Origin of the sequence: Achromobacter piechaudii NBRC 102461, from assembly GCF_001571245.1 — a bacterium.
Lineage (GTDB): Bacteria > Pseudomonadota > Gammaproteobacteria > Burkholderiales > Burkholderiaceae_B > Achromobacter > Achromobacter piechaudii.
On the sequence record NZ_BCTK01000013.1, the window covers coordinates 18,793 to 42,734 of the forward strand.

Annotated in this window: 21 protein-coding genes; 13 read left to right on the forward strand and 8 right to left on the reverse strand. The window is 65.8% G+C overall.

Annotated features, from left to right (window positions below; translation table 11 throughout):
• Positions 1–235: 235 nt before the first annotated feature.
• The 4 genes from API01S_RS23145 to API01S_RS23160 all read left to right on the forward strand — a co-directional run bounded on the left by API01S_RS23145 (position 236) and on the right by API01S_RS23160 (position 4,958).
• Positions 236–1,396, forward strand: a complete 1,161-nt coding sequence (locus API01S_RS23145; protein WP_084802483.1) for a D-alanyl-D-alanine carboxypeptidase family protein — start codon at positions 236–238, stop codon at positions 1,394–1,396.
• Between the two features lie 27 nt (positions 1,397–1,423).
• Entirely contained in the window at positions 1,424–1,972 is a 549-nt protein-coding gene (locus API01S_RS23150; protein WP_061306221.1) for a hemerythrin domain-containing protein, read from the forward strand.
• Positions 1,973–2,184: 212 nt separating this feature from the next.
• A complete protein-coding gene (locus API01S_RS23155; protein ID WP_061306222.1) occupies positions 2,185–3,057 on the forward strand; it encodes a phosphonopyruvate hydrolase in 873 nt (290 codons plus the stop codon).
• A 104-nt stretch (positions 3,058–3,161) separates the two neighbouring features.
• The gene (locus API01S_RS23160; protein WP_006220947.1) at positions 3,162–4,958 is read left to right on the forward strand and encodes a SulP family inorganic anion transporter; all 1,797 of its coding nucleotides are present in this window, start codon (positions 3,162–3,164) and stop codon (positions 4,956–4,958) included.
• A gap of 80 nt (positions 4,959–5,038) precedes the next feature.
• Here the strand turns inward: API01S_RS23160 and API01S_RS23165 are convergent, their stop codons facing one another.
• From API01S_RS23165 to API01S_RS23190, 6 genes are all read right to left on the reverse strand, one after another.
• Positions 5,039–5,803: an ABC transporter ATP-binding protein gene (locus tag API01S_RS23165; RefSeq protein WP_039883465.1), complete on the reverse strand. Its 765-nt coding sequence runs from the start codon at positions 5,801–5,803 to the stop codon at positions 5,039–5,041.
• Positions 5,800–7,677 carry an ABC transporter permease gene (locus tag API01S_RS23170; RefSeq protein ID WP_061306223.1) on the reverse strand — a complete coding sequence of 626 codons (1,878 nt, stop codon included), beginning with the start codon at positions 7,675–7,677 and terminating at the stop codon, positions 5,800–5,802. Before API01S_RS23170 ends, API01S_RS23165 begins: the two co-directional genes overlap by 4 nt.
• Complete coding sequence (locus API01S_RS23175) at positions 7,677–8,906, reverse strand: ABC transporter substrate-binding protein (protein WP_084802484.1); 1,230 nt, start codon at positions 8,904–8,906, stop codon at positions 7,677–7,679. Before API01S_RS23175 ends, API01S_RS23170 begins: the two co-directional genes overlap by 1 nt.
• A gap of 151 nt (positions 8,907–9,057) precedes the next feature.
• On the reverse strand, positions 9,058–9,225 hold the full coding sequence (rpmG, locus tag API01S_RS23180) for a 50S ribosomal protein L33 (protein ID WP_003810296.1): 168 nt from the start codon (positions 9,223–9,225) through the stop codon (positions 9,058–9,060).
• Positions 9,226–9,262: 37 nt separating this feature from the next.
• On the reverse strand, positions 9,263–9,499 hold the full coding sequence (rpmB, locus tag API01S_RS23185; protein ID WP_013395424.1) for a 50S ribosomal protein L28: 237 nt from the start codon (positions 9,497–9,499) through the stop codon (positions 9,263–9,265).
• 347 nt (positions 9,500–9,846) lie between these two features.
• Positions 9,847–10,995, reverse strand: coding sequence for a Bcr/CflA family multidrug efflux MFS transporter (locus API01S_RS23190; RefSeq protein WP_061306224.1), 1,149 nt, complete (start codon positions 10,993–10,995; stop codon positions 9,847–9,849).
• A 203-nt stretch (positions 10,996–11,198) separates the two neighbouring features.
• On the opposite strand from API01S_RS23190, the gene API01S_RS23195 reads away from it, so the two are divergent.
• The 5 genes from API01S_RS23195 (at position 11,199) to API01S_RS23215 (ending at position 16,895) form a co-directional block, all read left to right on the forward strand.
• Positions 11,199–12,485, forward strand: a complete 1,287-nt coding sequence (locus API01S_RS23195; protein ID WP_156487160.1) for a class I SAM-dependent methyltransferase — start codon at positions 11,199–11,201, stop codon at positions 12,483–12,485.
• A 488-nt stretch (positions 12,486–12,973) separates the two neighbouring features.
• The gene (locus tag API01S_RS23200; RefSeq protein ID WP_006220935.1) at positions 12,974–13,975 is read left to right on the forward strand and encodes an ABC transporter substrate-binding protein; all 1,002 of its coding nucleotides are present in this window, start codon (positions 12,974–12,976) and stop codon (positions 13,973–13,975) included.
• 291 nt (positions 13,976–14,266) lie between these two features.
• The gene (locus tag API01S_RS23205; protein WP_006220933.1) at positions 14,267–15,124 is read left to right on the forward strand and encodes an ABC transporter permease; all 858 of its coding nucleotides are present in this window, start codon (positions 14,267–14,269) and stop codon (positions 15,122–15,124) included.
• Positions 15,121–16,374, forward strand: a complete 1,254-nt coding sequence (locus API01S_RS23210; RefSeq protein WP_006220932.1) for a quaternary amine ABC transporter ATP-binding protein — start codon at positions 15,121–15,123, stop codon at positions 16,372–16,374. The genes API01S_RS23205 and API01S_RS23210 overlap by 4 nt, the downstream gene beginning before the upstream one ends.
• Before the next feature lie 146 nt (positions 16,375–16,520).
• On the forward strand, positions 16,521–16,895 hold the full coding sequence (locus API01S_RS23215) for a tautomerase family protein (RefSeq protein WP_061306225.1): 375 nt from the start codon (positions 16,521–16,523) through the stop codon (positions 16,893–16,895).
• Positions 16,896–16,956: 61 nt separating this feature from the next.
• Here the strand turns inward: API01S_RS23215 and API01S_RS23220 are convergent, their stop codons facing one another.
• Together API01S_RS23220 and API01S_RS23225 are read right to left on the reverse strand one after the other, a co-directional pair.
• Complete coding sequence (locus tag API01S_RS23220; RefSeq protein WP_050730637.1) at positions 16,957–17,952, reverse strand: tripartite tricarboxylate transporter substrate binding protein; 996 nt, start codon at positions 17,950–17,952, stop codon at positions 16,957–16,959.
• Positions 17,953–18,079: 127 nt separating this feature from the next.
• Positions 18,080–19,249 carry a CaiB/BaiF CoA transferase family protein gene (locus API01S_RS23225; protein WP_061306226.1) on the reverse strand — a complete coding sequence of 390 codons (1,170 nt, stop codon included), beginning with the start codon at positions 19,247–19,249 and terminating at the stop codon, positions 18,080–18,082.
• 191 nt (positions 19,250–19,440) lie between these two features.
• Between API01S_RS23225 and API01S_RS23230 the strand changes: the two genes are divergently transcribed.
• The 4 genes from API01S_RS23230 to API01S_RS23245 all read left to right on the forward strand — a co-directional run bounded on the left by API01S_RS23230 (position 19,441) and on the right by API01S_RS23245 (position 23,935).
• On the forward strand, positions 19,441–20,505 hold the full coding sequence (locus tag API01S_RS23230) for an AraC family transcriptional regulator (protein ID WP_061306227.1): 1,065 nt from the start codon (positions 19,441–19,443) through the stop codon (positions 20,503–20,505).
• A 148-nt stretch (positions 20,506–20,653) separates the two neighbouring features.
• Positions 20,654–21,838: a lipid-transfer protein gene (locus API01S_RS23235; RefSeq protein ID WP_061306228.1), complete on the forward strand. Its 1,185-nt coding sequence runs from the start codon at positions 20,654–20,656 to the stop codon at positions 21,836–21,838.
• A gap of 100 nt (positions 21,839–21,938) precedes the next feature.
• Positions 21,939–22,763, forward strand: a complete 825-nt coding sequence (locus tag API01S_RS23240; protein ID WP_006220926.1) for an SDR family NAD(P)-dependent oxidoreductase — start codon at positions 21,939–21,941, stop codon at positions 22,761–22,763.
• The gene (locus API01S_RS23245; RefSeq protein ID WP_084802485.1) at positions 22,760–23,935 is read left to right on the forward strand and encodes an acyl-CoA dehydrogenase family protein; all 1,176 of its coding nucleotides are present in this window, start codon (positions 22,760–22,762) and stop codon (positions 23,933–23,935) included. The genes API01S_RS23240 and API01S_RS23245 overlap by 4 nt, the downstream gene beginning before the upstream one ends.
• The last annotated feature ends 7 nt before the right edge of the window (positions 23,936–23,942 follow it).

Here is a 23,942-nt window from a genome sequence, read left to right on the forward strand (position 1 = left end):
GCAATTAACGCCACGCGCCCGATGATAGCGGAAGACTAGCCGTTCTTGCGGCTTTCCGCCGGGATTTAAGCCGTTGTTTGTTGTTTTCCACGCAGAAAGTGCTTGCTGCAAGGGTTCGATTTCAAAATGCTGTCGCGCAAAGCCCTGTTTTCACGGCATGCCAGCCAATGAACCATCCGCGCGTCTCGTGTTCCAATTGCCTCGCTAAAACAAAGCATGGATTCGAAGCACCGATATGTTGATGAAGAAATTGGCGGCGAGCCTGCTCGTCGCGACCGCATGCCTGTCCAGCGCGATGGCGCAGCCGATGCCTGAACCTGTGTTGTCGGCCAAGGCCTGGCTGTTGCTCGATGAGACCAGCGGGCAGGTGATTGCCTCGCACGCAGCCACGACCCGGATCGAGCCGGCGTCCCTGACCAAGATCATGACGGCTTACGTCGTGTTTGACGCCTTGAGCAAGAAAGAACTGTCGGCGAACCAAACGGTTGTCATTTCGACGCGCGCCTGGAAAGTGCCTGCGGGCAGCTCCAAGATGTTCCTGGAGCCCGGCTCGAAAGTCACGGTGGACGACCTGCTGCGCGGTTTGATGATCCAGTCGGGCAACGATGCCGCCATTGCGCTGGCCGAGGCAGTGTCGGGCAGCGTGGAAGCCTTCGTGGCGCGCATGAATGACACCGCCGCCAGGCTTGGTCTGCACGCCACGCACTTCGCCAGCCCGCATGGCTTGCCCGATCCGGGCACGTATTCGACTGCCAGCGATCTGTCCGTGCTGGCCACGCGCTTCATCCGCGATTACCCGCAGCTGTACAAGACCTACGATTCCGCCAAGCAATTCACCTTCAACAAGATCACGCAGCCCAATCGCAACCGGCTGCTGTGGCTGGACCCCAGCGTGGATGGCCTGAAAACCGGTCACACCGATTCCGCTGGCTACTGCATCGTTGCCACTGCGCGCCGTCCCAATGGAAACGATCAGCGCCGCCTCATCACGGTGGTCGTGGGCACGGCTTCGGACAAGCTGCGCACGCAGGAAAGCCGGCAGTTGCTGGAGTGGGGTTTCCAGGGTTTCAATACGATCAAGCTGTACGCGCGCGGCCAGGCGGTGGCCACACCCGAGGTCTGGAAGGGCGCAAGCGACAGCCTCAAAGCGGGTTTTGCGCGAGACGCCTACGTGACCGTGCCAGCGGGCGCCAAGGTCGAGCCGGTCTGGACGCCGCAACAGCCGCTGGTCGCGCCGATCGCGGCGCAGGATACGGTGGGCGCCTTGCGCGTGTTGGTCGACGGCAAGCCGGCCATGCAATTTCCGGTCGTGGCGCTGGAGCCCGTGGCTGAGGCAGGCATCGCAGGGCGCGCCTGGGACAGCGTTCGATTGTGGTGGCGCGGTCATTCTGGTTGATGGCGATACAGACGTCGGAGGTGTGCGATGGTGGTGAGCTTTCCCGGTGGTCCGGCTGCCGCGCCCGGCGCGGATGATCCTCTGGCACTGCTGTCCGCTTGCCACGGGCGCATCACGCGCCAGTGCGCGACGCTTGCGCGCCTGGCCGCGCACCTGCCGGTGCACGGCAGCGACGAAGCGGCGCAGACCGCCGCCGCCAGCGTGCGCCGGTATTTCGACACCGCCGCCGCACACCACCACGACGATGAAGAAGAGGATCTGTTTCCTGCCTTGATCGATGCCATGGCGGGCTCGGATGCGGGTTGCCTGCATGCGCTGGTGCGCGGGCTGGTGGACGAGCATCGGCGGCTGGCGTCATTGTGGACGCCGCTGCGGCAGGCACTGTCCGAGATCGCGGCGGGCCGCGCGGCGGCGTTGTCCGCCGAACAGGTTCGGGAATTCACGCAAGCCTACGCCGCGCATATCCAGCGCGAGGAAGACGAGCTGCTGCCGATGGCGGCGCGCCTGATCGCGGACGATGCGCTGACCGCCATCGGTCAAGCCATGAAGGCGCGCCGGGGCGGCGAAGCGGGCTGATCGGCGGGGGCGATCCCTGACCGTGCTTGGTGATGCGCCGCAGCCCCGTCGGCGAAACCTGAGTCCAGTCGGGGATACGGTGCGGCATCTTCGGCGGCCCCCGCCTCAATCTCCGTAATTGCCGCGCGCGCCCCGTCTCACCAGCTCCCTTGGAATTGGCGCTACGATCCCCCAAGCCGGCGCATTGGGCGCCGCCCAGACGACGCCTCGCCATGAACCGCAACCAACGCTTTCGCCAGCAGCTGCAAGCCCCCGTTCTGATGCACGCCATGTCGGCGCACAATCCCATGGCCGCGCGCCTGGCTGCCGAGGCGGGCTTTGACGCCATCTGGGGCAGCGGCTTCGAACTGTCCGCCAGCTACGCGGTGCCCGATGCCAGCATCCTGTCTTCGTCGGCGCACCTGGACATGATGCGCGCCATGGCCGCGACGGTGGACGTTCCGGTCATTGCCGACATCGACACCGGTTTTGGCAACGCGATCAACGTGTCGTATATGGTGCCGCAGTACGAAGCGGCAGGCGTGTCAGCCGTGGTGATGGAAGACAAGACCTTTCCCAAGGACACCAGCCTGCGCGCCCAGGGGCGGCAGGAGCTGGTTCGAATCCAGGAATTCCAAGGCAAGCTCGAAGCCGCCTGCGCCGCGCGGCGCGATGCCGATTTCTGCGTCATCGCGCGCACCGAGGCGCTGATCGCCGGCCTGGGCCAGCAAGAAGCCCTGGACCGCGCCTTGGCCTATGAAGCCGCGGGCGCGGACGCGGTGCTGATTCATTCCAAGCAAAGCTCGCCCGACGAAATCCTCTCCTTCATCGCCGCGTGGCCGGGCCGCGTGCCGCTGGTGCTGGTGCCGACCGCGTATCCGCAACTGCGTGAATCCGACATCCAGGCGCTGGGCAAGGTCGGGCTGGTGATCTACGGCAACCACGCCATCCGCGCGGCGGTGGGCGCCATGCGCGAGGTGTTCGCGCGCATCCGGCAGGACGGCGGCATCCACCAGGTGGACGCGGATCTGCCCTCGGTCAAGGACATCATCGCGTTGCAGGGCGACGCCGGCATGCGCGAGCTTGAACGGCGCTATCTGAAGTAAGAGGCCGTGCCCGATTGCGCCGGCCCGGGCGTTGCGCGCGCCCGGACGAGGCATTACGCTAGACGGCTTTTGGCGCCGGAAGGCACGATGGAACAGGCGACACGATGACGCAAGCCGCAAGCAAACTGGCCAGCCGCCTCTTCGGTTCATGGGTGGCCGAGGTCAATCGCGTGACCTTGCGCGCGGACCTGGCTGCCGGCCTGCTGGGGGCGCTGCTGGTGCTGCCCCAGGGCGTGGCTTTCGCCACGCTGGCGGGGCTGCCCGCCGAATATGGGCTGTATTCAGCCATCGTGCCCTGTATCGTCGCGGCGCTGTTCGGATCGAGCCGCCATGTGATGTCCGGTCCCACCAACGCCAATTCGCTGGCGCTGTTCGCCGTGCTGACGCCCTTGGCCGTCGCCGGCAGCCCTGGCTATATCGAGCTGGCGCTGGCGGTCACGGTGCTGGTGGGTGTGATGCAGTGGCTGGTGGGCGCACTGCGCCTGGGGTCGCTCGCGCACTTCATTTCACCTTCGGCGCTGTTCGGTTTCACCAGTGGCGCGGCCTTGCTGATCGCCGTGCATGCGCTCAAGGACGGGCTGGGCGTGCCATCGCCCGCCTCGCATGGCGCGGGCGCGCTGCTGGTCAGCGTGGGCACGCATCTGGATCAGGTTCATCCCGGCGCCGTCCTCGTGACGTTGACCACGCTGGGCGCGGCGCTGCTGGTGCGGCGGCTGGACAAGCGCAAGCCCTACATGCTGCTGGGGCTTATCGCCGGGTCGCTGGCGGCGGCGGGGTTCAATGCCTGGGTTGCCACGCGGGGCGGCGCGCCAGTGTCGGTGGTAGGCGCCATCGCGCAGCCGTGGCCGCCATTTCACGTGCCCAGCGTGGATTGGCGCGCCTTGCCCGACCTGATGAGCCTGGCTTTCGCGCTGACCATCGTGGCCTTGGCCCAGTCGATATCCATCGCCAAGGCGGTGGCCACCCGGTCGGGCCAACGCATCGACGCCAATCGCGAATTCGTGGGGCAGGGGCTGTCGAACATCGTCGGCGGCTTCTTTTCCTGCTACCTGTCCTGCGGGTCCTTGAACCGGTCGATTCCCAATTTCGAGGCCGGCGCGAAGACGCCGCTGGCAGCGGTGTTTTCCGCCGTGCTGCTGGTGCTGTTGGTGGCCGTGTCCGCGCCCTTGCTGGCCATGATCCCCAACGCCGCCATTTCGGGTTTGCTGTTGCTGGTGGCCTGGACCCTGCTGGATATACCGCGCTGGCGGCAATTGATCCGGATGCAACCGGGCGAATGCGCAATCGCCGCCGCCACGCTGGCCGCCACCGTCACCATCCGCATGGAAGTGGCGATTCTGCTGGGCACGGTGTTGTCGCTGATGGCGTATCTGCACCGCACTTCGCGCCCGGCGATGCGCACGATGGGATTCGATTCGCGCGGGCCGGACCGGCGCTTCGTCGTGCTTGCGCATCACCCGGATGCCTTGCCGGAGTGCCCGCAACTGAAGTTGCTGCGCATGGAAGGGTCCATCTATTTCGGCGCGGCGGCGCATGTGGCGCAGCGGCTGCATGAGCTGCGCGAAACGGCCGACGCGCCGCGCCACCTGTTGGTGATGGCCAAGAGCATGAACTTCATCGATCTGGCCGGCGCGCAGGTGTGGGAAGACGAGCTGGTCGCGCGGCGCGCGATGGGCGGCGACCTGTATTTCCATCGCCCCAGGCCGGAAGTGCTGGATATGTGGCGGCGCACGGGCTTTTTGGATCGGCTGGGCGCGGATCACATCTATCCGGACAAGGCGACCGCGCTGCGCGAGATCTACGCCAAGCTGGATCGCGGCATCTGCGCCGGCTGCACGGCGCGGATCTTCTGGGAGTGCGAGACGCCCGGCCAGACGGCCGGCGTACCGCCCAGCCCGTAGTCAGGCGGCCAACCGGATGCCATCCCGTAATCCGGCCCATCGTCCACAAGGCCGCCGCTGACGACGCGCGCCTGGCACCTTCACGCGTCAGGCGTTTCGGTCCCCAGATAGGCGGCGCGCACGCGCTCGTCGGCCGCGATGGCGGCGGGGGCGCCTTCGGTCAGCAGCGCGCCGCGCACCAGCACCGCGATGCGGTCCGCATGCTTGAACACCACGTCCAGGCTATGTTCCGTGAAGAGGACGGCGATGCGCTGCGTATCGGCCAGTTGGCGCGTCAGGCGCATCAGCGCGTGCCGTTCGTTGGTCGCCATGCCCGCCGTAGGTTCGTCCATGAGCAGCAGGCGCGGCTGATGGGCCAGGGCCATGGCAAGTTCGACCCGCTTGACGTCGCCATAGGCCAGCGTGCCGCATGGCGACAGCGCCTTGTCCGCCATCTGCACCTGGGACAGCAGACTCATGGCTTCGTCCAGCGCGTGGCGGTCGGCGCGGCGCCAGGGATGAAACAGCAGCCGGTCGCGGGCCAGCAGCGCGGTCTGCACGTTTTCGCGCACGCTCATCGAGCGGAACGTGGCGGCGGTCTGAAAGCTGCGGCCCACGCCTAGCCGGCAGATCTTGCCGGCCGACAAGCCGACCAGTTCGCGGCCATCCAGCCGCACGGAACCCGCATCCGGCCGCAATTGGCCGCCCAGCACGTTGAAGCACGTGGACTTGCCCGCGCCGTTCGGTCCGATCAGGGCCAGCATCTGGCCGGCGTCCAGCGTGAACGACACGCCCGCCAATGCATCGATGCCGCCAAAGGATTTGCGCAGCCCTTGCACTTGAAGCAGCGGAGCGCTGGCCGTCATGCGCGCCTCCCGCGCAAGCGCGCAGCGGCGCCCGCCAAACCGTCCGGGAACACCATGACCAGCGCCAGGATCGCCAGGCCAAGCACCGCGTGCCAGTACTCGGTGCTGCGCGCGGCAACGTCTTGCAGCCACGTGTAGGCGGCCGCGCCAACCAGTGGCCCCGCCAGCGTTTGCAGCCCGCCCAGCAAAACCATCACCAGGCCATCCACCGACCGGCTCACCGCCAGCACGTCAGGCGCGATGCTGCCCTTGGAAAAGGCGTAGAGCGATCCGGCGATGCCCGCCGCGAACGAGGCCGCGACAAAGCCCGCCCATTGCACGCGACGCGTCTCGATCCCCAGCGCTTCGGCGCGCAGGGGCGAATCGCGCACGCCGCGCAATGCATAGCCCAGCGGGGAAAACGCCAGCCGGCGCAGCCAGGCGATGCCCGCCGCGCACAGGCCCAAGGTCACGTAATAGAACCACGGGCCTTGCGCCAGCCATGCCGAGGGCCATAGCCCGATCAAGCCATTGCTGCCGCCCGTGACGTCGTCCCACTGATACGCCATCGCCCAGAGGATCTGCGCGACGGCCAGCGTCAGCATCGCCAGATACACACCCGACAGGCGCACGCAGAACCAGCCGAAGAGCAGCGCCCCGAAGGCGGCCGCGAAGGGCCCCAGCAGCAACGCGGCTTCCATCGGCAGGGCGGCCAGCTTGAGCAGCAGCGCCGCCCCGTAGGCGCCCAGGCCGAACCAGGCCGCGTGGCCGAACGAGGTCATGCCCGCCAGGCCGGTCAGAAAATGCAGGCTGGCGGCGAACAGGGCGGCAATCAGGATCTCGGTCATCAGAATGCCCAGATACGGCCATTGCAGTGTGGCGACGGGCACCAGGGCCAGCAGGACCAGCAGCGCGCCATAGGCAAACCGCAGGCGCGGGCCGGCTGGCGCGATGGGACGTTCCGGCGTGCCGGCGTGGGACGTGGGGGCGGGCGGCTTGCCCAGCAGGCCCCAGGGCCGCACCACCAGCACCACCGCCATGACGGCGAATTCCGCCAGCAAGGTCAGCTTGGACAGGTTGAAGACCCACGGGCCGATCGCCACCTGCCCCAGGAAAACGAAAACTGCCTTCACGCAGCAGATCAGCAGCGCCGCCAGGAACGCACCGGGTATCGACCCCAGCCCGCCGACCACGACCACGACGAACGCGCTGGCAATGATTTCCAGGTCCAGCCCCAGCGTGGCCGGGACACGCGGCGCGGCCAGTGCGCCGCCCAGCCCGGCAAGAAACGCCCCCAGCGTGAAGGCGGACGTGAACAGCCAGGCTTGGTTCACGCCCAGCGCGGCCAGCATGCTGCGGTTCTCAGAGGCGGCGCGCAGCAGCCGGCCCCAGCGCGTGCGCATCAGCAAGAGCCACAACAGCCCCAGCACGACGGGGCCGGCGGCGATCAGCAGCAGGTCATATTCGGGATAGCGCCGTCCCAGGATCTGCACCGCGCCGGACAGGCCGGGCGCGCGCGCGGCGAACAGGTCTTCGGGGCCCCAGATGGCCAGCGCGGCGTCGCCGATGATCAGCACCAGCGCAAACGTGGCCAGCAGTTGGAACAGCTCGGGCGCGCGGTACAGGCGCTTGAGCACCAGCCATTCGGCCGCTGCGCCGATCAGCCCCGTGACCAGCGCGGCCAGCAACAGGCCCAGCCAGTAAGCGGCGCCCGTGCCAAACCATTGGGTGAACGTCCAGGCCAGGTAGATGCCCAGCATATAGAACGAGCCGTGCGCGAAATTCACGACACGGGTCACGCCGAATATCAGCGACAGGCCCGCAGCCACCAGGAACAACGCGCTGGCGTCCGCCAGGCCGTTGAGCAGCTGCGACAGCAGCCCCGACAGGCTCATCAGTTTGCGGGGCGCATCTTGCGGACCTGCTCATCGGGCGGCTGCAAGCGCGCGCCGTCGATGTAGGCAAAGTCTTTCATGATGCCCTTGCCGTCTTCCACCGCCGTCACGCCCACGTAGACGCCCATCGTCGATTGATGGTCCAGCTTGCGGTATTGGATCGGGCCGTAGGGCGTGTCGACCTTCAGGCCGGCAAATGCGTCCACCAGTTTTTCGGTGTCGACGGCGCCAGCGGCTTTCAGGCCCTGGGCGATGGACATCAGCGAGGCATAGCCCACCACCGAGCCGACCTTGGGCGTTTCGTTGTAGCGCTTTTTGTAGGCGTCCACGAAGGCGGTGTTGGCCGGCGTGTCGATGGCATACCAGGGGTAGCCGGTCACGATCCAGCCCGTGGGCGTGTCGGCGCCCAGCGGTTCCAGATACTCGGGTTCGCCGGACAGCACGGACACGACGGGCATGTTTTCGAACAGGCCGCGCGTATTGCCTTCGCGCACGAACCGCGTCAGGTCGGCGGCGAACAGCACGTTGAAGATGGCGTCGGGCTTGGCGTCGGCCAGCGCCTGCACCACGGCGCCAGCATCGACCTTGCCCAGCGGCACGGCCTGTTCGGCCACGAATTCCACGTCGGACTGGAACGACTTCATCATGGCCTTGAAGGTGGCCACGGCGGATTGCCCGTATTCGTAGTTGGGGTAGACGATGGCCCAGCGCTTCTTGCGCAGGGCAAGCGCCTTGGGCGCCAGCGCGGCGACGTGCATCCACGTGGAGGGGCGCAGCCGGTAGGTGTAGCGATTGCCCTCTTGCCAGGTGATCTTGTCGGTCAGCGGCTCGGCGGCCAGGAAGAACACTTGCTGCTGCTTGGCGAAGTCCGTCAGCGCCAGGCCGGTATTGGACAGGAAGCCGCCGAACAGCAGCTCCACTTTTTCGCGTGCAATCAGTTCCTGCGCGGCGCGTACCGAATCGCCGGGGTTGCCGTTGTCATCGCGCGAGACGACTTCGAGCTTCCTGCCCAGCACGCCGCCACTGGCGTTGACTTCTTCCACCGCCAGTTGCCAGCCCTTTTTATAGGGGCCAAGGAATGCGGGAATGGCCTTGTAGCTGTTGATCTCGCCGATGCGGATCGGCGGTTCCTTGTCCTTGGCGGTAGCGGCGCCAATCGGCGTCAGCGCCAGGGCCAGGAGTGCGGGCGCGAGCGCGCGGCGCAGCAGGGGAAGGCAGGGACGAAGCATGGCGGATATCGCAGGCAAGAGGGATGGGAGCAGCGTAGCGGCCAATTGAAGCATGTCCCTTTGCCGCGCGGCAATAATAAAAAACGCCGCGAGCCAACAAAAAAGCCCCGCGATTGCGAGGCTTTTTGTACTGCTTGGAGAACCGGCTGCATTACTTCAGCTTGGTTTCCTTGTAGTCAACGTGCTTGCGAGCGACCGGATCAAATTTCTTGATCAGCATCTTTTCGGGCATGTTGCGCTTGTTCTTGGTCGTCGTGTAGAAATGACCCGTGCCGGCAGTCGACTCGAGCTTGATCTTTTCGCGGATACCTTTGGCCATGTCGTGCTCCTAGTATGTAGATTGGCGGGGAGGCCGATTAGGCCATTTCGCCGCGGGCACGCATTTCGGCCAGCACGGCGTCGATGCCGTTCTTGTCGATCGTGCGGATGGCCTTGGCCGAAACACGCAGGCGAACCCAGCGGTTTTCGCTTTCAACCCAGAACCGGCGCGATTGCAGGTTGGGCAGGAAGCGACGCTTGGTCTTGTTGTTCGCGTGCGAAACATTGTTGCCCACCATCGGGCCTTTGCCGGTCACTTGGCATACGCGTGCCATGGATGCACCTCTTTAGTGTCGTTCTTCTCGCGCATCGCTTTGGGGGGTAGACAGGGTTTTAGCCGCCGGGCTGTGAGGCGCGCAATGTGTTGCTTAAGTTGCGCTGCCTTGCCGGCCACCCAGTCTTAGTGGATGAGGGGCAAGTCGTACCGTAGTCAAGTAAGTATCTACTTCGTACGTGGTGCTTGCCCCGTGCTTATACCCGCTGCCTGCCGCCCGCTAAATACCGTAATGCGCGGGGTTGGGGTCAGAGTGCTGAACTACAAAGCATAGTAGTCCCGCACGGGAAACTTCATGTGAAGACTTAGATTCTAATACGAAAAACGTAAGCAGAGCAAGCGGCAGCGTCAGGTCGTGTGCGAACGCGCCACACGGCCCGCCGTCCACGACAGGCAGGCGCAGGCCGCCAGCGTGGTGGTCAGGGGCAGGGCGCTGTCCGTTTGCCAGGCGCTGACCGCAAAGCCGGCCAAGGCGCCGCAGGACAATTGCAGCGTTCCCAACAGCGCCGATGCCGCGCCCAGGCGCTTGCCCTGGTCCGACAAGGCCAGCGCTGCCGAATTCGGATTCACGAAGCCCTGGCTTCCCATATAGCTGATCAGGCACAGCATCAAGAGAGGCAGCGTCATCCAACCCGCCAGCGTCAGGCCCACGGCGACCAGGCTGGCCGTTGCCAGCGAGGTCAGCGCCCAGCGCTGCAACTGGTGCGGCTTGTAGCTGCGCAAGAGGCGGGCGCTGATCTGCGAACAGATGATGAGCGACAGCGCGTTGGTGCCGAACAGCAGCCCGTAATACTGCGGCGGCACGCCATACAGTTCGATGAAGACGCGCGGCGAACCGATGATGTACGCAAACATGCCGGCCTGGCCGAACCCGCCCGCCAGGCTGTGCGCCATGAAGCCGCGATGCATGAACAGGTCGCGATAGTTGCGCAGGATGGTGCTCCAGCGCAGCGGCACGACGCGTTCGGGCGCCAGCGATTCCTTCATGATGCGGGCCACCGCCACCATCAACATGGCGCCACCCACCAGCATGATCCAGAACAGGCTGCGCCAGGACGCGATGGCCAGCAGTTGCCCGCCCGCCAGGGGCGCGAGGATGGGAGCCAGACCCATGATCAGCATCAGCAGCGACATCGCGCGCGCGGCTTCGTGGGTGTCGTAATGGTCACGGATGACGGCGCGCGGGATCACGATGCCTGCCGCGCCGCCCATGGCCTGCAAGACGCGCCAGCCGGTCAGCGCTTCGACGGACCCCGACAGCGCGCAACCCAGCGAAGCCACCATGAACAAGGCCAGGCCCACCATCAGCGGCGGCTTGCGGCCGAAGCGATCCGCCATCGGTCCGTAAAACACCTGCGCCAGCGCCAGGCCGATCAGATAGGCCGCCAGCGTGCGTTCCACGTCGCCGCGCGGCACGCCCAGATTCGCCGCGATGGTCGGGAACGCGGGCAAATACATATCGATGGCGAAGGGGCCGATCGCGGTCAGCGCGCCCATGAGTATGAGCCAGCCGGGCAGGCCATTGCGGGAAACAGATGATGGGGACATGGTGATCGCGGTAAAACGCAGGGACAGGGCGCGCTTGCGGTTGCCCGCCAGTCTTGCGCCAAGCCAACGACTTTATCATGCGCGACCTGACAGCAAAGTGTCGCAATATGTCGATAAAGTCGCCCACGACCTGTCGTGTTCGAGGAGAAGACGTGAATCCTTTGCTTTCTGTGGTGGAACGCAAACTTCAAGCCCTTCCCGTGTCGGTGCAGCTGGTTCTGCCCGATGGCGCGGTGCTTGGGCCGCCCGATCCGCGAGTGCGCTTCGTGACCCACGACATGGCCGCGCTTGCGCATCTTGCCGAAGGCGGCGTCGGCGTGCTTGGGCAGGACTATGTGGAAGGGCGCATCGACATCGAAGGCAATATGCGCGACGTCATGGCGGCCGCGTCGGCGCTGCTGCCGGGCTCGCCCGTTGAAGCCGCGCGCGGCGGCTGGCTGACCGAGCTGGTGCGGCGCGTGATGTCGGTATGGCGCCATTCCATCGAGCGCGACGCCAAGCAGATCGAATTCCATTACGACCTGTCGGACGATTTCTACGCGCTGTGGCTGGACCCCCGCCGCGTCTATTCCTGCGCATACTTCCGCACGCCGGACATGACGCTTGCGCAGGCGCAGGAGGCCAAGCTGGATCACATCTGCCGCAAGTTGCGGCTGCGGCCCGGCGAACGCTTTCTGGACGTGGGCGCGGGCTGGGGCGGGTTGTTGCTGTGGGCGGCCGAACACTACGGCGTGGACGCCACCGGCATCACGCTGTCGCGCAACCAGCACGCCTACGTCACGCGGCTGATCGAGGAAAAGGGCTTGTCGGGCCGGGTGCGGATGGCGTTGCTGGACTACCGCAAGCTTGATGAGTCCATCCCCTACGACAAGATCGCGTCGGTGGGCATGTTCGAGCACGTGGGCCGCGCGCAACTGGACGATTACTTCGCCAAGCTGCGCCGCCTGCTGCGCCCGGGCGGCCTCATCATGAACCATGGCATTACGGCGGCGGGCGTCTATAACGCCGAGCTGGGCAATGGCATGGGCGAATTCATCGAAAAGTACATCTTCCCCGGTGGCGAACTGACGCACATCAGCGTCGTCATGCAGTCGCTGACCAATGGCGGCCTGGAAGAGGTGGACGTGGAAAATCTGCGGCCCCATTACGCACGCACTTTATGGGCATGGAGCGACGCGCTGGAGGCCCATCTTCCTCAAGCCGCAGCGGTGTTGAAAGGGGAAGAGGGCGCTCGCTCGCTGCGGGCGTATCGCCTGTATCTGGCGGGCTGCGCCATGGCGTTCGAGCATGGCTGGATCGCGTTGCATCAGATCCTGGGCCAGCCGCCGGCCGTCGGGCGCGCCGATGAATTGGACAACCCCGCAGACCTGGCGTACCCGTGGCGGCGCGACTACATGTATGGCGACGTGGAACGCTCGATCAATCTGAACAAAAACTGAAAACAAGCTGACGATTTACTGAAATTAGCAAGCAAAATTGGCGGGGTTGAGCCTTCTTTGACGTCCTTTCAGGCTGCCGGAACACCTTGTATGTACTAATACGAACCAAATATTTACTGAATGTATCGTCAATTTGAAACCAATATTCCCCAGGGGAAATTGCGTCCATCCCCCTTGTAGCCTAGGGTTATCCCGGGGCTTTCAAGCCCCGAATGTATCTGACTTATTCAGGTTTGGGGTTGGGCGGTGCAGCAATTTCGTTTAAGATGCTGCCTTCTTCGTTCAGTTTGTTCCCTTCTGTGGGTTTTCAAAAAAGCTGTTTTGAAACTCCTGCTGTCTTGCAAGAACCCGCGCCTTTGCGGTTCCTCTTGTCGCTAGTGTCGGTTTGTATTGGCGGTTCGCCCGTCTTCCGCACAACCCCCTTAGCTCCACGGCACTTCCGGGCCAGGCCCGGCGTGTGTCCTTGAACCTATGGAGGCAAAAAGCCAATGCGTTTTACCCCTGTCAAGACCCTGGCCGCCGCGGCCGTCATGTTTGCCTTTGCCGGCGTGGCCCAAGCCGCCGACGCCCCGCAATGCGAAATCAAGCGTCCGGTCAATTTCGGCGCCATGAACTGGGAATCCAACCTGGTCCTGGTCGATGTCGAACGTTTCATCATGGAAAAGGGCTACGGCTGCAAAACCGAAACCCTGCCGACGGAAACGCTGCCCGCCCTGGCCGCGCTTGAACGCGGCGACCTGGATATCAATACCGAAATCTGGCTCAACAGCGTGGCCGACCCCTGGGACCGCGCCGAGAAGACCGGCAAGGTCAAGCGCATCGGCGATCTCTACATGGGCGCCGAAGGCTGGTACATCCCGCGCTACACCGCCGAACGCCTGCCCGAACTGAAGTCCGCCGCCGATCTGCCCAAGTTCAAGGACGAATTCAAAGACCCCGAAGAACCCGGCAAGGGCCGCTTCTATGGCTGCCCGGCAGGCTGGGGCTGCGAAGTCACCAGCAATAACCTGTTCCACGCCTTGAAGCTGGACGACAGCTACACGCTGTACTCCCCCGGCACGGGCGCTGCGCAGAAAGCCGCGCTGATGTCTGCCTACAAGCGCAAGCAGAATGTGGTGTTCTACTACTGGTCGCCCACGCCGCTCGTTGGCGCGATGGATCTGGTCAAGCTGGACATGCCGCCTTACGATGCCGAAAAGCACAAGTGCCTGACGTCGAGCAAGTGCGCCAATCCCCAGCCCAGCGCTTACCCGGAAAACCCCGTCTTCACGGCGGTGAACACCAAGTTCACGCAAGAAGCGCCGAAGCTGACCGAGTTCCTGTCCAAGGTCTCGGTGCCGCTGCCGGTCATCAACGAGACCCTGGCCCACATGGAAGAGTCCGGCGATGAATCCAATGCCGTGGCCAAGTGGTTCCTGAAGAACAAGCCCGACGTCTGGACCAAGTGGGTTCCGGCCGACGTCGCCCAGCGCGTCCAAACCGCGCTGTAACGTAATCGGATCTGGCCTCGCGCTGTCAACGCGCGTGCCGGCCCGGTCTGCCGCAAGCGTCGGCATGCCGGGCCGCCTTAAGGGAAAAAGCCCCGTGGCAATTCTTGCGTTGGGTTTTTTCCCCTGAGATGGCCGCTGGCCGGGCGCTTGCGCCCGTCCGCCAGCAACAGGCGTTGCACCGTATGCAGCCCGCTTTCGTCAAGAAAGCCATCCGGCCGCATACCCATCCGGAATCCGGAATGCGTGGTGGCCATCGGCCGCCGCATAGCGCCCCAGAATGGAGTCGAAACTATGTTTCCTGAAATTATTCCCGCCCGCCAGGTCAGGGCGGCGATCGACGGGTTCGTCGATCACCTGGTCACCAATTACGCGGACACGCTTGAGACCCTGTCTCAGCCGGTGCTGCACGCGCTGGTGTGGTTGGAGCAACTGCTGCGCAACTCGCCCTGGTGGGCCGTGGTTGCCGTCACCATCGCGATCGCCTACGGCGTCAGCCGCCGTATCGGCCTGAGTCTGGCCATGGGCGCGCTCTTGTGCGTGATCGGCGTGCTGGGCCTGTGGGACGCCGGCATGCAGACGTTGGCGCTGATGATCATGGCCGCCGGCCTGTCGGTGGTGATCGGCATCCCGCTGGGCGTGCTGATGGCGCGCATCAATTGGCTGCGATCCATCATGCTGCCCGTGCTGGACGTGATGCAGACGATGCCCAGCTTCGTCTATCTGATTCCCGTCGTGATGCTGTTCGGCCTGGGCAAGATCCCCGCCATCATCGCCACCGTGATCTACGCCGTGCCGCCGCTGATCCGCCTGACCGACCTGGGCATCCGGCTGGTCGACCGCGAAGTGCTGGAAGCGTCGCGCGCCTTTGGCGCCAACCCGCGCCAACAGCTCTTTGGCGTGCAACTGCCGCTGGCGCTGCCCAACATCATGGCCGGCATCAACCAGACCACGATGATGGCGTTGTCGATGGTGGTGATCGCCTCGATGATCGGCGCGCGCGGCCTGGGTTATGAAGTGCTGCTGGGCATCAACCGCCTGGAAGTCGGCCGTGGCCTCTTGGCGGGCCTGGGTATCGTGGTGCTGGCCGTGCTGTTCGACCGGATCACGCAATCGTATGGACAGCGCATGCGCATGGGAGGCCAGCGATGAGCAAGATCGAAGTCAAGAACATCTACAAGGTCTTCGGATCGCATCCGAAGAAATGGCTGCAAGCCGCCCAGGGCGGCATGAGCAAGGAACAGCTGCTGGCCGAAAGCGGCCACACGCTGGGCCTGCGCGACATCAGCCTGTCGATTGAAGAAGGCAGCATCTACGTCATCATGGGCCTGTCCGGCTCGGGCAAGTCGACGCTGATCCGCCACTTCAACCGCCTGATCGAACCCAGCGCCGGCCATATCCTGGTCGATGGCGTTGACGTCGTCAGCCTGAACAAGCGCGAACTCGAAGTCTTCCGCCAAAAGAAGATGAGCATGGTGTTCCAGCGCTTCGGCCTGTTCCCGCACCGCACAGTCCTGGACAACGCCGCTTACGGCCTGACCGTGCAGGGAGTGGGCCGCGCCGAACGCGAAAAGCGGGCGCGCGACTGGCTGGAACAAGTGGGCCTGGCCGGTTTTGAAAACCAGTATCCGCATCAGCTGTCCGGCGGCATGCAGCAGCGCGTGGGCCTGGCGCGCGCGCTGGCCACCGACGCCGAAATCCTGCTGATGGACGAAGCCTTCTCGGCGCTGGACCCGCTCATCCGCCGCGAAATGCAGGACCAGTTGCTGCAATTGCAGGCCAAGCTGAACAAGACCATCGTGTTCATCACGCACGATCTGGACGAAGCGCTGCGCCTGGGCAACCGCATCGCCATCCTCAAGGACGGCGAACTGGTGCAGGAAGGCACGCCGGAAGACATCCTGCTGAATCCGGCCAATGATTACGTCCAGTCGTTCCTGCAGGACGTGAACCGCACCAAGGTGCTGAACGCCACGCACGCCGTCAACCCGGCGCGCCTGACCTTGACGATGCGTTCGCGTCCGGCGCACGCGCTGGACCGCATGCGCGCCATGGACTACGAATACGCACCGGTGCTGGACGGCAAGCGCCTGGCGGGCGTGCTGACCGCCAAGGCGGCCGAGCAGGCCATCCAGGAAGGCGTGCGCGACGTGTCTCGCTTCGTGGAAGACCTGGCGTCCGTGCCCGCCACCGCGGGTCTGGGCGAAGTGCTGGCGCAGCTGGTGCATAGCGATCAACCCGTGGCCGTGACCGGCGAAGACGATGAATTCCTGGGCATGCTGTCGCGCAAGAAGGTCGTTGAACTGGTGACGCCGGCCTTGACCGAGACCGTGACGTCCGAGACCGACGCCGCGGATCTGGTCGCCCAACCGGTACCCGAGCATCGGGGCGAAGCGGCCTGATCGCCACCCGGCGTCCTGCCATCCCGGGAAGCCAGAAGAAAGAACTTTGCCCGCGTGCAATCGCTTGCACGCGGGCAAAGTCGTTTTATGATAGCTGGCCGGTCAAGCTGCCCGGCGTTCCCCGTTTCGAATAACCGGAAGCCGTCATGCCCATTTTGAATGTCCAGATCCTGCAAGGCCACTCGGCCGCCCAGAAGGCCGCCTTGCTTCGCGCCGCGTCAGACGCCGTGGTCCAGAGCATTGTCGCGCCGCTGCCCAGCGTGCGCATCGTGCTGCAGGAAGTGCCCGCCGAAAACGTGATCGTGGCCGGAGAGATCGGCAAGCGCATGGTGCGCGTCGACGTGGCGCTGATCGAAGGGCGCGACGAACCCAAGAAGGCCGCGCTGATCGCCGCCTTGAACCAGGCCGTGTGCAGCAGCATCGACATCTCTGGCGAAGACGTGCGCGTGTTGATCCGCGACGTGCCCAAGGTCGACATGGGCGTGGCCAACGGCATCAGCGCCAAGGCTGCCGGCCGCTAAGACGCCATAGCCAGCCAGCCCGGCCGCGCGGCGATCCCGCGCGTTTTTTTTTGCGCCCGCGTTATTGCATCTTCAACCCGAGTTCGGCCACGAAATGCTTTTCCTCGGCGACCTGCCGGACCGCGAAATCGGTATAGGCCGCGCTGTCCATCAACATGTGCGGTTGATCCGCGTTGTCCAGCGCGCGGTTGTATTCCGCGTCGCGCGAGGCGCGATGAAAGGCCTTTTGCAGCACGGCCACCGTCTTGGGATCCATGCCCTTGGGGCCGGCGATGCCCACGGGGTTGGTCGCCACGATGGGGTAACCCAGTTCGGTCATCGTGGGTACGTCGGGCACGCGCTTGGCGCGCGCTTCGCCAACGATGGCCAGGAGCCGCGCGCGGCCCGTGTCGATCATCGGTCCCCACCCGGCGTCCGACACCATCTGGATGTGCCCGCCCAACAGCGCGGTGGTCTCTTCCGCCGCGCCCTTGTACGGGATGAAGTTGAACCTGGCCCCGGTCAGCCGTGACAGGCGTTCGATGGCGATGCGGCCCGAACCGCCCGCGCCCGTGCCGCCGTAACTGATCTTCTCGGGGTTGGCGCGCGCGTGGGCGATCAGTTCGTCCAGCGTTTTCCACGGCGCGTCCTCGCGCACCACGATGCCGTAGGAATACGCCGTCATGCAGGCGATATAGGTGAAATCCTTGACGGGGTCGTAGTTCACCTGTTGCAGGAACGGGTAGCGGAACAGCGTGCCCACCACCACCGATACCGTGTAGCCGTCCGGCGCCGCCGTCTGCGCCATGGCGGCCGGCCCCAGCGTGCCGCCCGCGCCGGGCCGGTTGGCGATGACGACCGTCTGGCCCAGCTCGCGCGAGGCCGCCACCGCCAGCGCGCGCATCTGCGTATCGGTCGCGCCGCCCGCGGGGAACGGCACGATCAGCGTCACCGGACGCGTCGGAAACGAGGCGGCGCGGGCGGCGGGCCAGAAGCCGAACGTGGCTGGCAAGGCCAGCCCCAGCTTGAGCAGGCTGCGACGCCGGGGCAAGGCGCTGCGGCGAGAATGATCCGTCATGGTTGTCTCCGTTCTGTTGGTTGTTATCGGGTACCGCAATGCGTCGGCGACGCCGCGCGTTCAAGGACGGGGCAACGGGCACGGTCACGCATTACCCCGCATGCGGCCCCGGCACTCCCGCCCGCGATCAGCACGCCACGCCGCGCGCCGACAGGCTGGCGATGGCGGCCTCGTCGTAGCCGGCTTCGCGCAGGATCTGCGGCGTGTGTTCGCCCGGCAGCGGCGCTTGTCTCGCAATGGCGAACTGAAAGCCTGACATCCGCACCGGACTGCCCACCTGCGCGCCCGCGCCGTACTCGGCATGCCGGGCGGCGTGCACCATGCCGCGCGCCGTGAAGTGCGGGTGAGCCAGGCTCTCCGCCAGTTTCAACACGGGCGCGACGCAGCAGTCCGCGCCATCCAGCACGTGCAGCCAATGCGCCAGCGGACGCTGCGCGAACAGCTCTTGCAGTTCGGCGCGCGCCCAGGCCTGCCGCGCCGCGTCTTCGTCGCGGTGCAGGGCCAGCAGATCCTGCCTGCCCAAGCGCTGGCACAAGGTGTCCCAGAACTTGGGCTCCAACGCGGCGACAGCCAGATAGCGGCCATCCTGCGTGCGGTATTGCCCGTAGCAGGCCAGCGCGCCCGACAGCGTGTCGCCGCCGGCCGGGCGCGTATCGCCGTGTGCGTTCAGTGTCGCCAGCGGCACCACCGCGCCGGCCAGCAAGCCGTCGGCGATGGCGATATCCACATAGCGCCCGCGCCCCGTGCGCTGCGCATCGACCAGCGCCGCCAGGATCCCCATCACCGCCGTCAGCGAACCGCCCAGGATGTCTGCCACCGGCAGGTTCGACAAGGCCGGTTGATCCGGCCCGCATCCCATCTGGTCGGCCACGCCCGCGTAGGCGGCATAGTTCAGGTCGTGGCCAGCAGCCTGGGCCAGCGGACCGTCCTGGCCGTAGCCCGTGATGCTGCAATACACCAGGCGCGGATTGTGGCGCGACAGCGTGTCGTAATCGGCCTTCAGGCGCGTCGTCACGCCGGGCCGGAAGCTCTCGATCAGCACGTCGGCGTCGCGCGCCAGCGTCGCCAGCGCCGCCTGTCCATCGGGATGCTTCAGGTCCAGCCGCAGCCCGCGCTTGTTGCGGTTGCACACGGCGCGCAGGGCGGGGGGCGCGTAGTCGCCCGCCTGCGTTTCCTCGATCTTGATGACGTCGGCGCCCAGGTCGGCCAGATACTGCGCGCCCAGCGGGCCGGGCAGCAGACGCGACAGGTCCAGCACCTTGATGCCCGCAAGCGGGGCGGTGTTCGGCGTATCCAAAGAGGGACTCCGGTAAATGCGAAGAGGCTGCCGGCCATCGGCAAAAGCCAGTCTAGGCGCGGGTTCGCGGCGAACCAATGGCGAAATGGTTGATTCCGCTTGGCGGGAATGCTCACGTCGGGCATTCCTGGGACGCGGCGCTTTCGCTACCATCGACGCAGTCGGTTCACGCCCCGCCGTAGGAATCCGCCATGACGCATCACACCATTGCCGTCGGACACATCGCCCAGATCCTGCAAGGCGCGCGCACGCGTGGCGTGGACGTCGAGCGCGTGCTGCGGCGCGCCCAGGTGCCGCCCGCGCTGTTGCAAGCGCCGATGGCGCGCGTGTCGCAGGCGCAGTTCGCGCAGATTCTGCGGATGTTGCGGCGCGCCACACGCGATGACTTTCTGGGCATGGGTCGATACCCGGTGCCGCTGGGCGCATTTGCCCACGCCTGTCGCCTGGCCTTGCAGGAAAGCACGCTGGGCGACGCGCTGCGCGTGGCGTTCCGCTATTACCACGGGGTGCTGCGCGACTTCACCGCGCGGCTTTGCATCAGCGGCGACACCGCGCGCATCGTGCTGGACGCGCGCGGCGCATCGGGCTGCGCGCAGTGGTATGGCGAACGCACGTTTCTGTTCTTCACGCTGGGCGTGGCCAACTGGCTGGCCGGTCGGCGCCTGCCTATCCTGGGCGTCGATTACAACGCCGGCGCGCGCAGCGCCGATGCGCAAAAGGTATTCCATGCGCCGGTGCGCTACGGTCAGCCCCAGACCGGGCTGTGGCTGGAGGCGCGCTGGCTGGCGCTGCCCGTGGTGCAGGACGCGCAGGCGCTGCACGCCTTTCTGGCGAACGCGCCTTTCGACCTGCTGGTCAAGTACCAGGACCGCGCCACGCTGACCGACCGCATCCGCCGCCTGTTGCGCAACGACCTGTCCGCCGACCTGCCATCGCTGGCCCAGGTCAGCGCGCAGTTGTCGATGACGCCGCAAACGCTGCGTCGCCATCTGCGCGAGGAAGGGCAGGGGTTTCAGGTGCTCAAGGACGACTTGCGGCGCGATGCCGCCGTCGAGTACCTGGGCCGGCACGATCTTTCCCTGGTGGAGATCGCCGAGCGCCTGGGCTTTTCGGAGCCCAGCACCTTTCATCGCGCGTTCAAGAAATGGACCGGCGTGTCTCCTGGCGAATACCGCCGCAATCAATTGACGTGCGGCCCCACGTTCGACCCGCCCCGCGCACGGCCAGGCGCTGACACTTTCCGCCAATCCATTTGATGCCTGCGGCCATTGCCGCGCCCTGTGCGCGGCGGGAAGCTACGGGCTGGTTCGCGGCCCAGCGGACGGCGACAGGCGGCAGCGGCATCCCGCAAGCCGCATCCCGTATTTCGCGCAGCCGCCACGACACACGACAGGAGAGGCAGGCATGAATCGAACCGTATGGGTGGCCGGCGTCGGCATGATCCCGTTTTGCAAACCCGGCGCCAGCGAGCCGTATTCCCAGATGGGCGTGCGCGCAGCGCGGGCCGCCTTGTCCGACGCGGGCGTGCCCTACGAAGCCGTGCAGCAGGCGTACGCCGGCTATGTGTACGGCGACTCCACCTCGGGCCAGGCGGTGGTGTATGGCGTGGGCCTGACTGGCATCCCCGTCTTCAATGTCAACAACAATTGCGCCAGCGGTTCGTCTGCATTGTTCCTGGCGCGCCAGGCGGTCGAGAGCGGCGCGGTGGAATGTGCGCTGGCCGTGGGATTCGAGCAGATGAGCCCGGGCGCGTTGAAGGGTGTGTACGAGGACCGCCCGTCTCCGCTGGCGCGCTTCGTGTCGGCCATGAGCGATGCGCAGGGCTACGACACCGCCACGCCGCGCGCCGCGCAATTCTTTGGCGGTGCCGCGCGCGACTATATGAAGCAGCACGACATCCGCGCCGACACCTTCGCGCGCATCTCGGTCAAGGCGCGCCAGCACGCGGCCCGCAATCCTTATGCAGTGTTTCGCCAGACCGTCACGCTGGCGGAGGTCATGGATGCGCCCATGATCTTCGAGCCGCTGACCCGTCTGCAATGCTGCCCGCCCACCTGCGGCGCGGCGGCGGCGATTCTTTGTTCCGATGATTTTGCACGCCGTCACGGCTTGCGGCCCGGCGTGCGTATCGCCGCGCAGGCCATGACGACCGATACGTCATCGACGTTCGAGGCTGCTGATATGCAGCGCCTGGTCGGCCTGGACATGACGCGCGCCGCCGCCGACCGCGTGTACGAAGCGGCGGGCGTGGACCCCGCCGACCTGGACGTCGTGGAACTGCACGACTGCTTTACCGCGAACGAGCTCATCACCTACGAAGGGCTGCGCCTGACGCCGGAAGGCAGCGCCGAAAAGTTCATCGTCGACGGCGACAACACTTACGGCGGCCGGGTCGTGACCAACCCGTCGGGCGGCCTGTTGTCCAAAGGCCACCCGCTGGGCGCGACGGGGCTGGCGCAATGCACAGAGCTGGTCTGGCAGTTGCGCGGGCAGGCCGATCTGCGCCAGGTCGACGGCGCGCGGCTGGCGTTGCAGCACAACCTGGGGCTGGGCGGCGCGTGCGTCGTTACGCTGTACCAGGCGGCGTGAGCGGGTACGTGCAGGTCACGTGGCCGGCACACGCGCTGCGCAACACACCAATTCACGGCGGCGCACGCGCGCTGCCTTGAAAAGAATCAGGAGACAGACGATGGGTACGCTTGAAGGCAAGGTAGCGCTGGTGTCCGGCTCGGGGCGCGGCATCGGCCAGGAGATCGCGCTGAAACTAGCGCGCGAAGGTGCGAAGGTCGTCGTCAACGATCTGGACGAAGGCCCGGCCAATGACACGGTCGCGATGATCCGCCAGGCGGGCGGCCAGGCCCAGGCCTGCGCAGGCAGCGTCACCGCTCCCGGCTTTGCCGACCGCTTCGTCGGCGCGGCGGTGGACAGCTTTGGCGGGCTGGACATCATCGTGAACAACGCCGGCTACACCTGGGACAACGTCATCCAGAAAATGACGGACGAGCAATGGGACGAGATCCTGGCCGTGCACCTGTCGGCCCCTTTCCGCATCCTGCGCGCGGCATCCGGCTTCTTGCGCGAAGCCGCCAAGGCCGAGGCCGCCGACGGACGCGAAGTGTTCCGCAAGGTGGTCAATATCTCGTCCACCTCGGGCGTGATGGGCAACGCGGGCCAGGCCAACTACGCCGCCGCCAAGGCCGGCATCAACGGCCTGACGCGCGCGTTGGCCAAAGAGTGGGGGCGCTACAAGGTCAACGTGAACAGCGTGGCGTTCGGCCTGATCAAGACGCGTCTGACCGACGCCGCCGCCGACGGCGACACCACGCTGGACATCCAGGGCCGGCAGATCAAGGTGGGCGTGAATCCCCAGGTGCTCAAGAACGCCGAAAGCCTCATCCCGATCGGCCGGGCGGGTACGCCGGTGGAAGCGGCGGGCGCGGTCTATCTGTTCTGCCTGCCCGAATCGAACTACATCAGCGGACAGGTGCTGGTTGTGGGGGGCGGCCGTCCATGACGCGCCCTGAGACGTCGATGCCGGCGACCGGCCCCGCCTGGATGGACGCGGATCTGACGCTGTTCCAGGACTCCACCCGCCGCGTGTTTGAAAAAGAATTCGCGCCCGACGAGGACAGGTGGCGTCGCCAGCAGCATGCCGACCGCAGCATCTGGGACAAGGCGGGGCGGCTGGGGCTCTTGTGCGTCAGCATGCCCGAAGCCTATGGCGGCGGCGGGGGCAGCTTCGCGCACGAAGCCATCGTGGCGGCCGAGCAGGCGCGCGCCATGGTCTATGGGTTCAGCAACAACGTACACAGCGCCATCCTGGCGCACTACATCCTGAATTACGGCACCGAAGCGCAGCGGCGGCGCTGGCTGCCCAGCATGGCCACCGGCGACCTGGTGGGCGCCATTGCCATGAGCGAGCCGGGCGCGGGGTCCGACCTGAAAAGCGTGCGCACCACGGCCGCGTGTGATGGTGACGTTTACGTCATCAATGGCTCCAAAACATTCATCACCAACGGCCTGCATGCCGACCTGATCTGCGTGGTGGCCAAGACGGACCCCTCGGCGGGCACTCGTGGCGTCTCGCTCATCATGGTGGAAACGCGCGACCTGCCGGGCTTTCGGCGCGGCAAGCTGCTGGAAAAGCTGGGCCAGAAAAGCCTGGATACGGCCGAGCTGTTCTTCGACGACGTGCGCGTGCCAGCCGCCAATCTGCTGGGCGAAGCCGAAGGACAGGGCTTTACGCAGCTGATGCAGCAGTTGCCGCGTGAGCGGCTGCTGATCGCGGTGGGCGCGGTGGCGACGATGCGGCGCGCCATTGACGACACCGTCGCCTATACCAAGACGCGGCAGGTGTTCGGGCAGGCGCTGATTGACTTGCAGAACACGCGCTTCAAGCTGGCCGAATGTGAAACCATCGCCACCATCGCGGCGCGCTTTGTCGATGACTGCATCGCGCGGCAGTTGCAGGGCACGCTGGACCTGTCCACCGCCGCCATGGCCAAGTGGTGGACCACGCAGATGAATTGCCAGGTCATCGACGAATGCCTGCAATTGCATGGCGGCTACGGCTACATGCTGGAAACGCCGATTGCCCGCATGTATGCGGATGCGCGCGTGGGCAAGATCTATGGCGGCTCGAACGAAATCATGAAAGAAATCATCGCGCGTGGCATGACCGCCTGAGGCGGGC

Bases quoted from the DNA above. Each gene is read 5' to 3' on its own strand.
- rpmG (WP_003810296.1), bottom strand. From the start codon at position 9,225: ATGGCCAAAGGTATCCGCGAAAAGATCAAGCTCGAGTCGACTGCCGGC.
- API01S_RS23245 (WP_084802485.1), top strand. From the start codon at position 22,760: ATGACGCGCCCTGAGACGTCGATGCCGGCGACCGGCCCCGCCTGGATG.
- API01S_RS23205 (WP_006220933.1), top strand. From the start codon at position 14,267: ATGTTTCCTGAAATTATTCCCGCCCGCCAGGTCAGGGCGGCGATCGAC.
- API01S_RS23200 (WP_006220935.1), top strand. From the start codon at position 12,974: ATGCGTTTTACCCCTGTCAAGACCCTGGCCGCCGCGGCCGTCATGTTT.
- API01S_RS23240 (WP_006220926.1), top strand. From the start codon at position 21,939: ATGGGTACGCTTGAAGGCAAGGTAGCGCTGGTGTCCGGCTCGGGGCGC.
- API01S_RS23170 (WP_061306223.1), bottom strand. From the start codon at position 7,677: ATGAGCCTGTCGGGGCTGCTGTCGCAGCTGCTCAACGGCCTGGCGGAC.
- API01S_RS23230 (WP_061306227.1), top strand. From the start codon at position 19,441: ATGACGCATCACACCATTGCCGTCGGACACATCGCCCAGATCCTGCAA.
- API01S_RS23150 (WP_061306221.1), top strand. From the start codon at position 1,424: ATGGTGGTGAGCTTTCCCGGTGGTCCGGCTGCCGCGCCCGGCGCGGAT.
- API01S_RS23145 (WP_084802483.1), top strand. From the start codon at position 236: ATGTTGATGAAGAAATTGGCGGCGAGCCTGCTCGTCGCGACCGCATGC.
- API01S_RS23210 (WP_006220932.1), top strand. From the start codon at position 15,121: ATGAGCAAGATCGAAGTCAAGAACATCTACAAGGTCTTCGGATCGCAT.
- API01S_RS23165 (WP_039883465.1), bottom strand. From the start codon at position 5,803: ATGACGGCCAGCGCTCCGCTGCTTCAAGTGCAAGGGCTGCGCAAATCC.
- API01S_RS23220 (WP_050730637.1), bottom strand. From the start codon at position 17,952: ATGACGGATCATTCTCGCCGCAGCGCCTTGCCCCGGCGTCGCAGCCTG.
- API01S_RS23190 (WP_061306224.1), bottom strand. From the start codon at position 10,995: ATGGGCGCGCTGACCGCGATCGGCCCCTTCGCCATCGATATGTATTTG.
- API01S_RS23175 (WP_084802484.1), bottom strand. From the start codon at position 8,906: ATGCTTCGTCCCTGCCTTCCCCTGCTGCGCCGCGCGCTCGCGCCCGCA.
- API01S_RS23235 (WP_061306228.1), top strand. From the start codon at position 20,654: ATGAATCGAACCGTATGGGTGGCCGGCGTCGGCATGATCCCGTTTTGC.
- API01S_RS23160 (WP_006220947.1), top strand. From the start codon at position 3,162: ATGACGCAAGCCGCAAGCAAACTGGCCAGCCGCCTCTTCGGTTCATGG.
- API01S_RS23215 (WP_061306225.1), top strand. From the start codon at position 16,521: ATGCCCATTTTGAATGTCCAGATCCTGCAAGGCCACTCGGCCGCCCAG.
- API01S_RS23155 (WP_061306222.1), top strand. From the start codon at position 2,185: ATGAACCGCAACCAACGCTTTCGCCAGCAGCTGCAAGCCCCCGTTCTG.
- rpmB (WP_013395424.1), bottom strand. From the start codon at position 9,499: ATGGCACGCGTATGCCAAGTGACCGGCAAAGGCCCGATGGTGGGCAAC.